This is a genomic window from Bacillus sp. AR4-2, assembly GCF_008274865.1.
Classification (GTDB): Bacteria; Bacillota; Bacilli; order Bacillales; family Bacillaceae_G; genus Bacillus_A; species Bacillus_A cereus.
In genome coordinates, this window is record NZ_CP031062.1 from 3,467,266 (window position 1) to 3,481,721 (window position 14,456).

Genomic DNA, 14,456 nt, shown 5'->3' on the forward strand with positions numbered 1-14,456 from the left:
ATGCTTCTTTTTTAAAATGCTTTGTCATACCACTCTTTTGCTTTTTCTACTTCACCCATCGTTAATTGATGCCCTCGATTTTCCCAATGCATTGTTACATTCGCATTTGCATTTTCTAATAGTACCTTCAATTCCTCTGACTCTGCTGATGAACAAATTGGGTCATTTGTCCCAGCAGCAATAAATACAGATTTCCCTGCTAAATTTGCTAATTGCATTCCTCTTCTTGGTACCATTGGGTGATGAAGCACAGCACCTTTCAATGCATTTTCGTAATGGAATAATAAGCTTGCTGCGATATTTGCCCCATTCGAATAACCGATAGCTACAATGTTATTTCTATCGAATTTATATTCTTTAGCCGCTTCATCTAAAAATTCATTTAATTCCTTCGTACGGAAAATTAAATCCTCTTCATCAAAAATGCCCTCTGCTAATCGGCGGAAGAAACGCGGCATCCCATTCTCTAACACATTTCCCCTAACGCTTAATACCGACGCTTCCGGATCAACTATTTCTGCAAGTGGTAGTAAATCTAATTCATTACCACCTGTGCCATGAAGTAATAACAACACTGGTTTTGACGTATCTTTTCCTTTTTGAAAAACATGTTTCATCATAATCCTTTTCCCCCTTCAATCACTTTAATCTAAATTTCTCACTTCAAATGGTAAAAGCGTTTGTTCAATCTGTTTTCTATGTTGTTCATATTGTTCCGGTAACTTTAATTCTTCACCCATCGTCTCTAACGATTCATCATGAGCGAAACCAGGAGGATCTGTTGCAATTTCAAATAAGATTTCACCATGTTCTCTAAAATAAATCGCGTTAAAATAATTTCGATCTTGTACAGGAGTTACGTGATATCCAAAACGCGACACATGCTCTTTCCAGTCTAGCTGATCAGCATCGTCACTCGCTCTCCAGGCAATATGATGAACTGTGCCAACACCCATTTGGCCACGACCGATTGTTGATAATTTCAAATCAATAATATTTCCAATGTCAGCAGAAGAACGGAATCGAACAAATTCACCCTCTTCTCCGATTTTCTCAAGACCCATAATATGTTCTAACAATTCAGCTGTTTTTTGAGGCTGTGCAGATAAAAGAACAGCACCTCCAAACCCTTTAATTGCTACTTCTGGTGTAACTTCTCCAAAACTCCAATTATTTAATTCGCCTGCTTCTCTTTCAACTAATTCTATATGCAAACCATGCGGATCATCAAATTCTAAATACTGCTCTCCAAAACGAGTCATTTTCGTATACGAAACATCGAATTTTTCTAATCTATTTTCCCAAAACTCCATTGCACCTTTTGGTACAACGTAAGACGTAATTCCTACTTGACCGTCCCCAATAATACCTTGACGAGCACCTGCCCATGGGAAAAACGTAATAATTGTTCCAGGTTTTCCTCCTTCATTTCCAAAATAAAGATGGTACGTACCTGGATCATCAAAATTCACTGTTTGTTTCACTAAACGTAACCCTAATACACCAGCATAAAAGTCTACATTTTCTTGTGGATGCCCTACAATCGCTGTAATGTGATGGATTCCCATTGTTTTCTTTTCCATTTCTTCCACTCCTTTTTTATTTCATTATAAAAATTCTTTTACATTTAAATTCATTATTCATTTTGTCCATGCTGCAAAGTAAAATCCGTTATAATAATTTTATCTCGAATTCGAGATATTAATTACAAAAATACATATTGGTGTCTAACCTATCAAATTATCTTGAACTCAAGATAATTCACAAAAAATATTCGTTCGATTTATAACCATAATAATTTTTCATTATGCATGTTATTTATCTCGAACTCGAGATTTATTATAAGTTACTTATTTTTTATTGTCAATAAGTCCTTACTTTCATTTTACATGTAAAAAGAGTAAACGCTATTCATCGTTTACTCTTTTTGCAAATCATTTCTTTTCTTCTTCCAGTACTGCTTCCATCTCATTAAATTCACGATGAACTGCCTTAACGGGTTCTTTCGTTAATAAACTTACAACGATAACAGTTAATAAACTACAGAAAAATCCAGGTACCATTTCATACATAATTGCTTTTAAACTTGGAATTTGTACCCATGCTATAACAACTACTGCACCAACAATCATACCTGCAAGAACGCCCCATTTATTCGTCCTTTTCCAATATAAACTTAATAAAATGGCTGGTCCGAACGCTGAACCAAATCCAGCCCAAGCATAACCTACAAGTGTTAAAATTGTATCACTTGGATGATACGCTAAAACAACTGCGATCATAGCTACTACTAATACTGACAATCTACCGATAAATACAAGTTCTTTGTCACTTGCATTACGACGGAAAAATGTTTTATAGAAGTCTTCCGTTACTGCACTTGAAATAACAAGTAATTGTGAGGAAATACTACTCATAATCGAAGCCAAAATAGCTGATAATAAAAATCCTGTAATGTACGGATGGAATAAAATATTGGAGAATGTTACAAAGACCATTTCTGGATCTTGCAATGTTGCATTATTTTTAGCATAATAAGCGATACCAATTAGACCAGTAAGCATTGCACCTATAATTGAAATTGTCATCCAACCGATACCGATTCTACGAGAAGTCTTTAAATCTTTAATAGAGGTGATTGCCATAAAACGGACAATAATATGCGGTTGACCAAAATACCCAAGTCCCCATGCTAAAAATGAAATAATGCCAAGTATTGTGGTCCCTTTAAACATATCTAAATGCGATGCATCGACTTGTTTAATCGTATTAAATGTTTCTGTTACACCACCGACATCCGTAAAAGCAACAATTGGCACTAGTACAAGCGCAATAAACATAATACAACCTTGCACAAAGTCCGTCCAACTTACGGCTAGAAAGCCACCAAATAGTGTATACGCAACAACGACACCTACTGTTACAAATAAACCAATTTTATAATCAAGGTTAAAAGAATTTTCAAACAAACGTCCACCTGAAACTAAACCAGCCGATGCATAAAATGTGAAAAATACTAAAATGACGATAGCGGAGACAAAACGAAGTATTTTCGTACGATCTTTAAACCGATTCTCTAAAAAGTCTGGAATCGTAATTGAATCATTTGCCACTTCTGTATACGTTCGTAAACGCGGGGCAATGATTAAATAGTTTGCATACGCACCTATTAATAAACCTATCGCAATCCATACACTTGATAATCCTGTTGCATACATCGCACCAGGTAATCCCATTAGCATCCAACCACTCATGTCAGAAGCACCAGCTGATAAAGCTGTAACTGCTGGGCCGAGTCCCCTCCCGCCTAACATATAATCTGATAAATCGGATGTCTTCTTATAAGACCAATATCCGATATACAACATACCTGCCATATAAATAGCAAGCGAAACCATAATTTCAATCTTCACCAAATCTCTCCCTTAGTCCATAAGCCATTCAAAATTTCGAAAAATGACTTTTTCTATTTTCTTGTTTTCGCTTATGGTTCCCTACCTTAACAAACATTTTTTGTTCTTTCAAGTGAACGAGCACTTTTCATTACATGTGAAAACCTTTATAAACGCCTTTATCCCAGTGGATTACAATGATTTTTCAAGAGATTAAAGTAATAATATTCTGAAAATTAAAGGGTGTTTTTTCACACCTTATTTTCATTCCTTTACCCGATAAATTTTAAAAACTAAAAGCCATACAAATGTATGACTTTTAGCTTATTGACGTCTCAAATTTTGCTTTCTCTACATATACTTTACGAAATTTCATATAGCATCCAATACGCCAAGGTACTATATAACAAACCGCAAGAGTGTAGAAAAGAATGCCGATTGACTTTGGATCTAGACCTTGTAAATGTCTTCTAAAATAAGCACGTAAAAGAACGATAACTAAAAATGTAGCAATAAAAGCGATACTTTTTTTTGCATAAATTTGACCATCTTCTCTGACTTCATACCCACTTAAAATAATAAGTGGAATTGACAATAACAGTCCGATCCCAGCAGCTATACCAATTTGCCAACCAGCAAGTTGTATCGGTGCTGCGTATAAAGAAAAACCTGGTAATAAGAAGAATAATGGCAATAGTAGTCGTCTTCCTTTATTATTAATTGGTCGATTCATAGAGCGCATGCGTCTAAATATAACGAGCCCTATGACGAGTAAAAAAATTGTAATACTGTACGAACCTTGCTGCAAGTGAATCTCTCCCTAAAAATAGTCATTTTTAAAAATACTTCCCTATTATACTCCTAATTTTTCCAAAAATATGATTATTCCTTAAAAAAATCTTACATATCAAATATACTTTTAGGTTTGATTTACTATAGGAAACAATTCCGAAAGAGGAACTACTCTCCCCACCTCGTCTTTAAAAACAATATGCTCTCTAGTTAAATGGCGCGGGCTCTTCACTCCCGCCGCTGCCGCTAATGAAAATAAACTATATCTCATACTAATAATATAATTCATGACTCGCCACTTCTTCTCATACGGATCTAACGCTTTTTGATAATGCGGATTCGTCGTGGCTACACCAGATGGACATTGGCCAGAATTACATTGAAGGGCCATAATACAGCCGCTTGCCATCATAAATCCGCGGGCTGAACTTACAGCATCCGCCCCAATCGCTAAAGCAATCGCCACTTTATCTGGTGTGATTAATTTACCCGATGCAAATACTTTAAACTTGTTACGAACACCATAATGGTTTGCTGTATCAATAAATGTAAGTAATGCTGGAATAAGCGGCAGTCCCATATAATCTGCCATCGATTTATACGTTGCCCCTGACCCGCCTTCTGAACCGTCGATTGTAATAAAATCTGGGTAAATGTTTAGTTCTTTCATTGTTTTTATTAAATCTTCCAAAGGCTCCTGCTGACCAATTACAATTTTCATTCCAACTGGTTTACCGCTGTTTTCTTGCAACTGTTGAATAAAACAAAGTGTATCCGCTGCATTCTTTAAAAATGAAAATCGATTCGGTGAATTAATCGTCTCTCCCTTTCGGACGTTGCGAACAGAAGCAATTTTCTCATTTACTTTTTGCCCCTCTAAATGACCACCACGTATTTTAGCACCTTGCCCAAATTTCAATTCGAATGCTCTAATATTACTTTCTTTCGCTTTCTCCATGAATTTTCCCATTGAAAAATTACCGTCTTCATCACGGTATCCAAATAACCCTGGACCAATTTGCGCAACGATATTCGCTCCTGTATGTAAATGTTCTGGAATAACGCCACCTTCACCCGTATTAATCCACGATCCGCCTGCCATTTTTGCTCCAAAACCACTCGCTAAAATATAATTTTCTCCAATCGCACCGTAAGAAGTCGCAGATGCACCAAACATGCCATGTAGCTTCCACGGATATTTACGGTTCTCACCGACTATAATTGCATCATCTTCTTCGTACAGCCAAAGATTCGTTGTATCCGCTGTCAATTTTTCTCTTCTTGAAAATAACCCTTCTTTATGAATCACGTACTTTTTACCTTCCCGCTCTTGCGTGAGATTCACACTTAATTCCTCAGTTAATATCGGAAATAATGTATTAGCAATATAATATCCAGAAGCTTCAAAATCTCGTTTTGATCCAAAACCAAGTATTTCAGAGCGATATTTCGCTAAAAACATAACACTTTGAAAATCATAACGTGAGAAAGGCTTTCCATCCGTATCATGATCAAACCAATATTGTCGAAATTCAGGCCCTATCTTTTCCAGTAAGTAGCGCATTCTTCCTAAGTACGGATGTAATTTTAAAATAGAATGGTGTGTTCGTTTTTTTATAAAAAATGTAATGATAAAAAAGACGATTAAAAGCAACATTAAAAATAGTAATATACTAATAATAACGAGTAGCGTTTCACTCATCCCGCTTCCCCCTATGAAATTCCATAATAAAAGGAGAACACTAGATGTGCTCTCCTTTTATCTTTATTCATACTAACGTAGCAAGATGCTCTTTCGCGTCATATTCAACTAAACTTTCAGCGTGTTTAATTCGATGAACAAAGTCTGGATTAGCAATTAACGGTCTTCCGAATGCCGCTACATCAATCGTTCCTTCTTGCAACGCTTCTTCGGCCTCTTTCGGATTTAAATTACCAACCCCAACAATCGTACCATCCCAATATTTTCTTACTAGTTGATGAAAATTCTTTCCGTCAGCAATCTCTTGGGTATAATTCATCGTTGAAGGATGGATCATCGTTAACCCAACCTCTTTAAACATATTTATGAACGTTTCAATTGCAAACTCAGGGTTTTCCCACATATAAGTAGGATTATCACCTTTGAAAGCAGAGAAACGAAGAAGTGTTTTATTAGCTCCAACAGCTTCTATTACAGCCGCCGTTACTTCTTTCATAAACGTTAACCTTTGTTTTAAATCACCGCCATATTTATCTGTTCGCTTATTCGCAAACTCATACGTAAATTGATCGATTAAATATCCGTGTGCACCGTGAATTTCTACTCCATCAAATCCAGCTTCGATCGCATTTTTCGCAGCTTGTGCGTATTGCCCGATCACTTCTTGTATTTCTTCTAACGTCATTGCTTCTGGCGTATCAAACGGTTTACGAAAGCGTGGAACATTTCCCTCTGCAGCGATAGCCGACGGTGCTTGTGGCATTTGACCACCAATTATTTCATGATGACTCATACGCCCAACATGCCATATTTGAGCAATAATCGTCCCGCCTTCTTTATGTACCGCCTCTGTAACAGGTTTCCAAGAATCGATTTGCTCTTGTGTATAAATACCTGGTACTCCTGGGTTTCCTTTTGCTCTCGGACTAATGACAATTCCTTCTGTAATAATTAGTCCAATTCCATCCGCAGCACGTTTTCTGTAGTACTCCACTACATCCGCACCAACTACTCCAGTCTCATTATCTGCAAAGCATCTTGTCATCGGTGCCATCGCTATACGATTACGAAGAGACCAAGCTCCAACTTGAATTGGATCAAACAACTTTGTTTCTTCAACGTTTTCAAAAAATCCCCCAGCATTTACTTTTGTTCCTTCATAAATACTCGCTGCTTTATTACTTGAACTTGTCATTTTTCTTCCCCCTAAAAAATCTTACTATAATCGCATCATACTTACTTTTAGATAGTAACGTCAATTTTTACGACTTTACAATAAAAAATTCGAATATCCAAAAAATAAAATGCTATAAATAATATTAAAAAGGTTTCCTTAGGAGGAAACCTTTTTTGTTGACCATATATGGCTGTCAATTCGTTTATCTCTTTAATAAAAAAAACACCTTATCAATAGAAGTAAAAATGGTTCAGTATTCTTCTAAAAATAATAACTTATATACCTAAAACAATGAAAGCCCTACCTCTCTTTCATCCTTACGGCTCCTCGTCCGTGCCAGTGTGAATCAGGATTGCAAAAATCAAGTAACTATTTTATCAAAGTATTCAATTAAACTTCGAACATTCATAAATGAAATTAAAAAATAAAAATGGATTTGATTGTAGTAATAACAATAGAGGTAATGCTCTAAAAGTGGTTTGAAAGAGTTGAATGTCTTTGAAATGATAAATTTTCTATAATTATGTTCCCAAAAAATTCAAGATCTTTTTTGGGATATAATACATTATTTGTAATGAACCTTAACAAAAGCTTTTTATCTGATTTTCTGTGATACCTTCAATTAATCCCAGTTCACTAATCAAAAATTCATATGCGTTATCTAACATCTTCTTTTCGCTTGCATTAAGTGCTTTTTCTTTCTGTATACGCATTAAATCACGCACAACTTCAGCACCTTCTTGCATTTTACCCGTCTTTATTTTATCAGTGTTCAATTTATACCTTTGTTTCCATGTAAGTAATCTATCTGATTCCCCATGTTGAAAAATATCCATTATGTGTGCTAATGCGGTTATATCCGTAACTGGACGTATATTCGAATTCAATATTCTCCCTGCTGGAATCATTAGTTCCATATTACTAGCCGACATTTTTATAACATAATACTGTTGTTTTTCTCCTGAGATTTCCTTCTCTTCTATGGCTTTAATTATACCTGCTCCCTGCATTGGATAAACAATGTTATCGCCAATTTGAAACAAATAATCCACCTCCATATATGGTAACCTTCTCAAGCTTAACATACTTTTAGTTTTTTAGCAAAATTTTTATTTTATCATAAAATTATTTTACACGTCAATACTTCAGAAGCAAGAAATTAAATTTACACAATACACTATAAAAATCGCAATTCCATTAACGGTTCCACACACATTCATTCTCTTTTAATACAAAAACACATCACTACATTTAAGTAGTGATGTGTTTTTGTTAAGGCATAAATAAAGATCTACTTTTCCGTCTATATACTAACTTGCTTACTAACCGTTTCCCTCGCTAAAAGAAAACTCATAATCACTTGCGCTGCTACTCTACTCGTCATATCTCTGAAATCAAGAGTTGGATCAATCTCTACTATATCCATCCCTTGAACGAGCGGTTCTTTACCAAGGAATTCAATCGCATCTAGTAAAGTCGTACTATCCATTCCACCAGGCCCAATTGCTGGACAACCTGGCGCAAACGCTTGGTCTAGCACATCCATATCAAGAGAAATATAAATAGAAGTCACACCTTGATTTCTTAATAATTCAATACTTTCCGTGATAATATCTTTTATTTCTCGCTCTCGTACGTCTTTCATTGTATACACTGTTACACCATGCTCTATTGCATATTCATGGTACGCACGTGCATTAGAAAAATTACGAATTCCAATTTGAACAAGTTGTTTCCCTGTAATGACATCATTTTCTAGTAAACTACGGAATGGTGTACCATTTGACGGGCCTCCATCATCTAAATTACGTAAATCATGATGAGCATCAAATTGAATAATTCCGACCTTTCCTTTACTGTTTGCAAAACCTGTTATACTCGGAAAACTAATCGAGTGGTCACCCCCAAGAACGATTGGTATCATGTTCGGGTTTACTTTCGTTACATGACCAACTGTTTCCGCAATTCGTTTATGACTTTCTTTTATATCCGTCACATGCATCGTAATATCGCCGCAATCATATAAGACACTTTCTTTCATATCGTGTTTTTCTGTAATTGCATATGTGCTATATGCATCTAACATCGCACGAATTGTCTTTGGAGCAAAACTTGCTCCTGAATGACTAATAGATGGTTTAGAAAGGGGTGCTCCAATTAAGGCAGCACCGAATATTTCTACGCCTTCCTCCCAATCTTTAATCATCTCACTCCATTTTGTCACTTCACGATCAATAAACTTTGCATTTTTCTTTAAATAGTGGCCGTGCTCCACGATTGTTCACCTCTTGTATATGCAATATTACCATTCTTCCATACTGTATTCACATGACTTACGCCGTAATGATACGGTACGTAAGCATAATTGTAAGCATCCCATAAAACTAAATCTGCCTTACGACCAACTCTAATTTTCCCAGCTACATCACCACGGTTAATAGCATATGATGAGTTAACCGTTACGGCATTCCAAACTTCTTCTGGTGTCATTTTCAGTTTTAGCATCGCAATGCTCATAATAAGCTGAATATTTTCAGTTGGACAGCTACCTGGGTTAAAGTCTGTAGCTAACGCAACTGCAACACCTTCATCAATCATTTTACGACCACGAGCAAAGCTTTCTTTATTTAAATAGAAAGTTGTTCCTGGTAATAATGTTGCTACTGTATTCGAGTTTGCAAGCATTTCAATCCCTTTATCAGAAGCTCCAACTAAATGGTCCGCTGATGCTGCACCGATTTCTGCCGCTGCTTCCGCACCACCAAGAGGGTCGATTTCATCTGCATGAATTTTCACATCAAAGCCAAGCTCTTTCGCTTTTAATAAAAATTCTTTTGATTCTTCCACAGAGAACACACCTGTTTCACAGAAAATATCAACGAACTCCGCTAATTGTTTCTCTTTCATTTCTGGTAATAAATCTAACATCCATTGTAAAAACTCTTTCGATCTACCTTTATATTCTTTCGGAACTGCATGAGCACCTAAAAATGTGGAAACTAAATCGACTGGATGCTCTTTTTGTAATTGTGCTGTTGCCTCTAATTGTTTCCATTCCGTCTCATCATCTAATCCATAACCACTCTTCGCTTCTACAGTAGTAACTCCGAAAGATAGCATACGGTCTAAATGGAATTTCGCTTTTTGAACAAGTTCTTCTTTCGACGCCTGTTTCGTTGCATTTACAGTTGCAAGTATGCCTCCGCCTTGTTCTAAAATTTCTAAGTACGGAACTCCTTGTAGTTTTAGTGCGATTTCATTTTCACGAGATCCACCAAATACAAGGTGAGTATGCGGGTCAACAAGACCAGGAGAAACCATTTTCCCGCCGCAATCAATAACTTCTCTCGCTTGTAATCCTTTCGCTTCTTCCGCTGTTCCAACGAAAGTAATTACACCATTTTCAATTCCAACCGCACCGTTTTCGATAACAGGAAGCGTGTTCATCGCTTCCCGTCTTAACAAGCCATCTTCTTGATCCATTGTTAGTAATTGACCGATATTTATTAGTAAAGTGTCCAGCATGTTTTCTCCTCCTTATTTCATCATCGGAATGTTAACGCCTTTTTCTTTCGCAGTTTCCACAGCTAAGTCATACCCTGCATCCACGTGACGAACAACACCCATACCAGGATCAGAAGTTAATACGCGCTCAATTCGTTTTGCTGCTGCTTCTGTTCCATCTGCAACGATAACCATTCCCGCATGAAGTGAATAACCCATACCAACGCCACCACCGTGGTGAACAGATACCCAGCTCGCACCGTTTACACTATTAATTAATGCATTTAAAATTGGCCAGTCAGCTACTGCATCACTACCGTCTTTCATCGCTTCTGTTTCACGGTTTGGAGATGCTACTGATCCGCAATCTAAATGGTCACGACCAATAACAATCGGTGCTGATAATTCACCATTTGCAACCATTTCATTAATGATGCGACCAAATTTCGCACGCTCACCGTAACCTAACCAACAAATACGTGATGGAAGTCCTTGGAACTCAACTTGTTGACGTGCCATACGAATCCAGTTACATAAATGTTCATTATCAGCGAACTCACGTAAAATTACTTCGTCTGTTTTATAAATATCTTCTGGATCACCAGAAAGTGCTACCCAGCGGAATGGCCCTTTTCCTTCACAGAATAATGGACGAATAAATGCTGGAACGAATCCTGGGAAATCGAAAGCATTTTTCAAACCTTCATCGAAAGCAACTTGGCGAATGTTATTTCCATAATCAAATGTAATTGCACCTTTTTCTTGCATCGCAAGCATCGCTTCCACATGTTTTGTCATACTTTCTTTTGATAATTGTACGTAACGTTCTGGATCTTTTTCACGAAGTTTCGCTGCTTCTTCTAATGTGTAACCTACTGGAATATAACCGTTTAATGGATCATGAGCAGATGTTTGATCTGTAACTAAATCTGGCGTAATATCACGCTTCACTAGTTCTGGTAAAATCTCTGCCGCATTTCCTAGCAAGCCAATTGAAATTGGTTCTTTCTTCTCTTTATACTCGTTCGCAACAGTTAATGCTTCTTCTAATGATTCTGTATACATGTCACAATATCTCTTTTCAATACGACGATCGATGCTGCGCTTATCAACATCAATAGCAATGACAACACCGCCGTTCATCGTTACAGCAAGAGGTTGTGCACCACCCATACCACCTAAACCAGCAGTAAGTGTTAATGTACCTTTTAATGAACCGTCGAAATGTTGACGAGCTGCTTCACCAAATGTTTCATATGTTCCTTGTAGAATCCCTTGTGTTCCAATGTAAATCCAGCTACCAGCTGTCATTTGTCCGTACATCATAAGACCTTTTTTCTCTAGTTCTCGGAAGTGATCCCAGTTTGCCCATTTTGGTACTAAGTTTGAGTTCGCTAACAGAACGCGAGGTGCATCTTCATGTGATTTAAAAATGGCAACTGGTTTTCCTGATTGAACAAGTAACGTTTCATCGCTTTCTAACGTTTTTAATGAATCTACAATCGCCTGATAGCTTTCCCAGTTACGAGCTGCACGGCCAATTCCGCCATACACAACTAATTCTTCTGGTTTTTCAGCAACTTCCGGATCTAAATTGTTCATTAACATACGAAGTGCAGCTTCTTGCACCCACCCTTTCGTTTGTAACTCTGTACCTCTTGGCGCGCGAATTGTTTGTTTTACTTTTTCCATTTCAATCTCTCCCTTTTCTCGTTTTATAGTGCTGCGTTTACATCCAATCTTTCTTTTATTGAATAATTCGTTTTTAACCAATGTGCAATATTTTCAATATCCGTTGAGAAGATGCGATCATTTGTAATAGATGGTACTTGCTGACGCCCTTGATGGTAGAAGCTCTTCGTCACTGTACTCATGTTTTCAATCCCGCGATATTCTGCCGCTTGCATCGCACAAATCATTTCAATTGAAAGAACACGTCTTACATTTTGAATAATTTGATGTGCATGACGTGAAGCGATTGTTCCCATACTTACGTGATCTTCTTGGTTAGCTGATGACGGGATTGAATCAACACTCGCCGGATGTGCTAACGTTTTATTTTCAGAAACTAGTGACGCTGCAGCATATTGCATAATCATTGCACCAGACTGAAGTCCTGGTTCTGGACTTAAAAATGGCGGTAAATCGTTTAACTGCGGATTTACTAAACGCTCAATACGACGCTCTGAAATGTTTGCAAGTTCTGCCATTCCTACTTTTAAGAAGTCCATCGCAAATGCAATTGGTTGACCGTGGAAATTACCACCTGAAATTACTTTTTCCCCGCCATCAAAGATTAGCGGATTATCTGTCGCCGCATTCATTTCAATTTCTAATTTTTCTTTCACATAATTTAATACTTGCCAAGAAGCACCGTGTACTTGCGGGATACAACGAAGTGAATAGGCATCCTGTACACGTAGTTCTCCTTGTTTTGTTGTTAACTTACTATCATGAAGAATGTCACGAATTCTGCTTGCTACATCCACTTGCTCTTTATAACCACGTGCTTTATGAACATTTTCATCAAATGCATCAATAATGCCTTGTAACCCTTCAATTGTCATCGAAGCAATTAGTTCAGCTTGATACGCCGTTGCTTCTGCTTCTATATAAGAAAGAACTCCTTGTGCTGTCATCGCCTGCGTACCATTAATTAACGCAAGACCTTCTTTCGCTTCAAGTTCAATTGGCTCAAGCCCTTCTTCTGTAAGAGCAACCATTGCATGAACGCGTTTCCCTTTATAGAACACTTCACCTTCGCCTAATAATACGAGCGCAAGATGAGATAAAGGCGCTAAATCTCCACTTGCACCAAGTGAACCTTGTTGCGGAACGACTGGATGAATTTTACGATTTACAAACTCAAGAAGCATATTTACAACAAGCGGCCTTACGCCTGATACTCCTTTAAGCATCGTGTTCGCTCGTAAAATTAACATTCCGCGCGATACTTCTTCCGGGAATGGATCACCTATCCCACATGCATGTGACTGAATTAAATTATGTTGAAGTGCCTTTACATCATCTTTTTGGATAAGCACATCACTAAACTTTCCAAATCCAGTTGTAATACCGTAAACGACTTTTCCGTCCTCTACAATTTTCTCAACTACTTCGCGGCACTCCGCTACCTTTTGCATACTAGTTGGACAAGCTGTTACACCTTCTCCTTCCAGTAATAACCTCTTCATTTCTTCAACTGTCAATGTATGTCCTGTTAACGTAATCATCATTTTTCCTCCTTAAAAAGGCAAAAGGGGACCTTATCTTTTTAAGACAGACTTCTGTCCTAAAAAAGTAAGGCCCCCTTCTAACTAATAGACTATGGGCAAATCATATGTGATTAATTCCTAAACCAATCGCCTCATGCTCAGATCCTTTTACAGGTGCACCAATCGTTCCATATAATGCAACAGCAACCCATTCGCCTTCTTTTTTCCCGTCGTATGGTGTACCGCGCACAATCGCAAAACGAAGTCCTACTGTACGAAGAACGTCTGCTAACTGAATTTGACCTCTCGTCACTCCGTACAAAGCTTCCATAATTGCATGATAAAGTGCATGTGTTTCTCTGTAAACGTCTGTTTCAATAACTTGGTTGCTTTTAGCCGCTGTTTCCATTGCTGCGACAACCTTTTGCGAATTCATCGAACCCACTTTCCCCGTACAATACTTCCAACCTTTTGGAATGGATAATACAGGACTTTCATTCTCATCCGCAAGTGCCAACAGCATGGCCATACGACCAATTCGATGTGTTCCTTGAAGAAGCATGTGACTCTCTCATTTCTTTTGAATTATTTGAATATTACTTAATTTAAGAATATATGAAAACGGTTAAATCGTCAATAGTTTAAAATCATATTCAAACATTTTTTTCATCCCC

12 protein-coding genes are annotated in these 14,456 nt (G+C 37.3%); all 12 read right to left on the reverse strand.

The window, feature by feature from the left end; genetic code table 11:
- Positions 1-11 precede the first annotated feature (11 nt).
- Positions 12-620, reverse strand: coding sequence for an alpha/beta hydrolase (locus DN399_RS17810; RefSeq protein WP_000975488.1), 609 nt, complete (start codon positions 618-620; stop codon positions 12-14).
- A gap of 24 nt (positions 621-644) precedes the next feature.
- Positions 645-1,583, reverse strand: a complete 939-nt coding sequence (locus DN399_RS17815; protein ID WP_113303970.1) for a ring-cleaving dioxygenase — start codon at positions 1,581-1,583, stop codon at positions 645-647.
- A gap of 351 nt (positions 1,584-1,934) precedes the next feature.
- Positions 1,935-3,413 (reverse strand): sodium/proline symporter PutP, encoded by a 1,479-nt coding sequence (gene putP, locus DN399_RS17820; RefSeq protein WP_139849073.1) that lies wholly within the window; start codon positions 3,411-3,413, stop codon positions 1,935-1,937.
- Positions 3,414-3,711: 298 nt separating this feature from the next.
- Positions 3,712-4,200 (reverse strand): cytochrome c biogenesis protein CcdC, encoded by a 489-nt coding sequence (locus DN399_RS17825; RefSeq protein WP_001183922.1) that lies wholly within the window; start codon positions 4,198-4,200, stop codon positions 3,712-3,714.
- Positions 4,201-4,311: 111 nt separating this feature from the next.
- A complete protein-coding gene (locus DN399_RS17830) occupies positions 4,312-5,886 on the reverse strand; it encodes an FMN-binding glutamate synthase family protein (RefSeq protein ID WP_006927376.1) in 1,575 nt (524 codons plus the stop codon).
- Positions 5,887-5,953: 67 nt separating this feature from the next.
- Positions 5,954-7,081 (reverse strand): alkene reductase, encoded by a 1,128-nt coding sequence (locus DN399_RS17835; RefSeq protein ID WP_149149873.1) that lies wholly within the window; start codon positions 7,079-7,081, stop codon positions 5,954-5,956.
- A 563-nt stretch (positions 7,082-7,644) separates the two neighbouring features.
- The gene (locus DN399_RS17840) at positions 7,645-8,106 is read right to left on the reverse strand and encodes a CarD family transcriptional regulator (RefSeq protein ID WP_170317877.1); all 462 of its coding nucleotides are present in this window, start codon (positions 8,104-8,106) and stop codon (positions 7,645-7,647) included.
- Between the two features lie 260 nt (positions 8,107-8,366).
- A complete protein-coding gene (gene hutG / locus DN399_RS17845; protein WP_000399850.1) occupies positions 8,367-9,338 on the reverse strand; it encodes a formimidoylglutamase in 972 nt (323 codons plus the stop codon).
- Positions 9,317-10,588 carry an imidazolonepropionase gene (gene hutI / locus DN399_RS17850; RefSeq protein ID WP_000887539.1) on the reverse strand — a complete coding sequence of 424 codons (1,272 nt, stop codon included), beginning with the start codon at positions 10,586-10,588 and terminating at the stop codon, positions 9,317-9,319. The genes hutG and hutI overlap by 22 nt, the downstream gene beginning before the upstream one ends.
- 12 nt (positions 10,589-10,600) lie before the next feature.
- A complete protein-coding gene (hutU, locus tag DN399_RS17855; protein ID WP_000416711.1) occupies positions 10,601-12,259 on the reverse strand; it encodes a urocanate hydratase in 1,659 nt (552 codons plus the stop codon).
- Between the two features lie 23 nt (positions 12,260-12,282).
- The gene (gene hutH, locus DN399_RS17860) at positions 12,283-13,800 is read right to left on the reverse strand and encodes a histidine ammonia-lyase (protein WP_000631874.1); all 1,518 of its coding nucleotides are present in this window, start codon (positions 13,798-13,800) and stop codon (positions 12,283-12,285) included.
- A 103-nt stretch (positions 13,801-13,903) separates the two neighbouring features.
- Entirely contained in the window at positions 13,904-14,344 is a 441-nt protein-coding gene (gene hutP / locus DN399_RS17865; protein WP_000926516.1) for a histidine utilization transcription antiterminator HutP, read from the reverse strand.
- Positions 14,345-14,456: the final 112 nt, after the last annotated feature.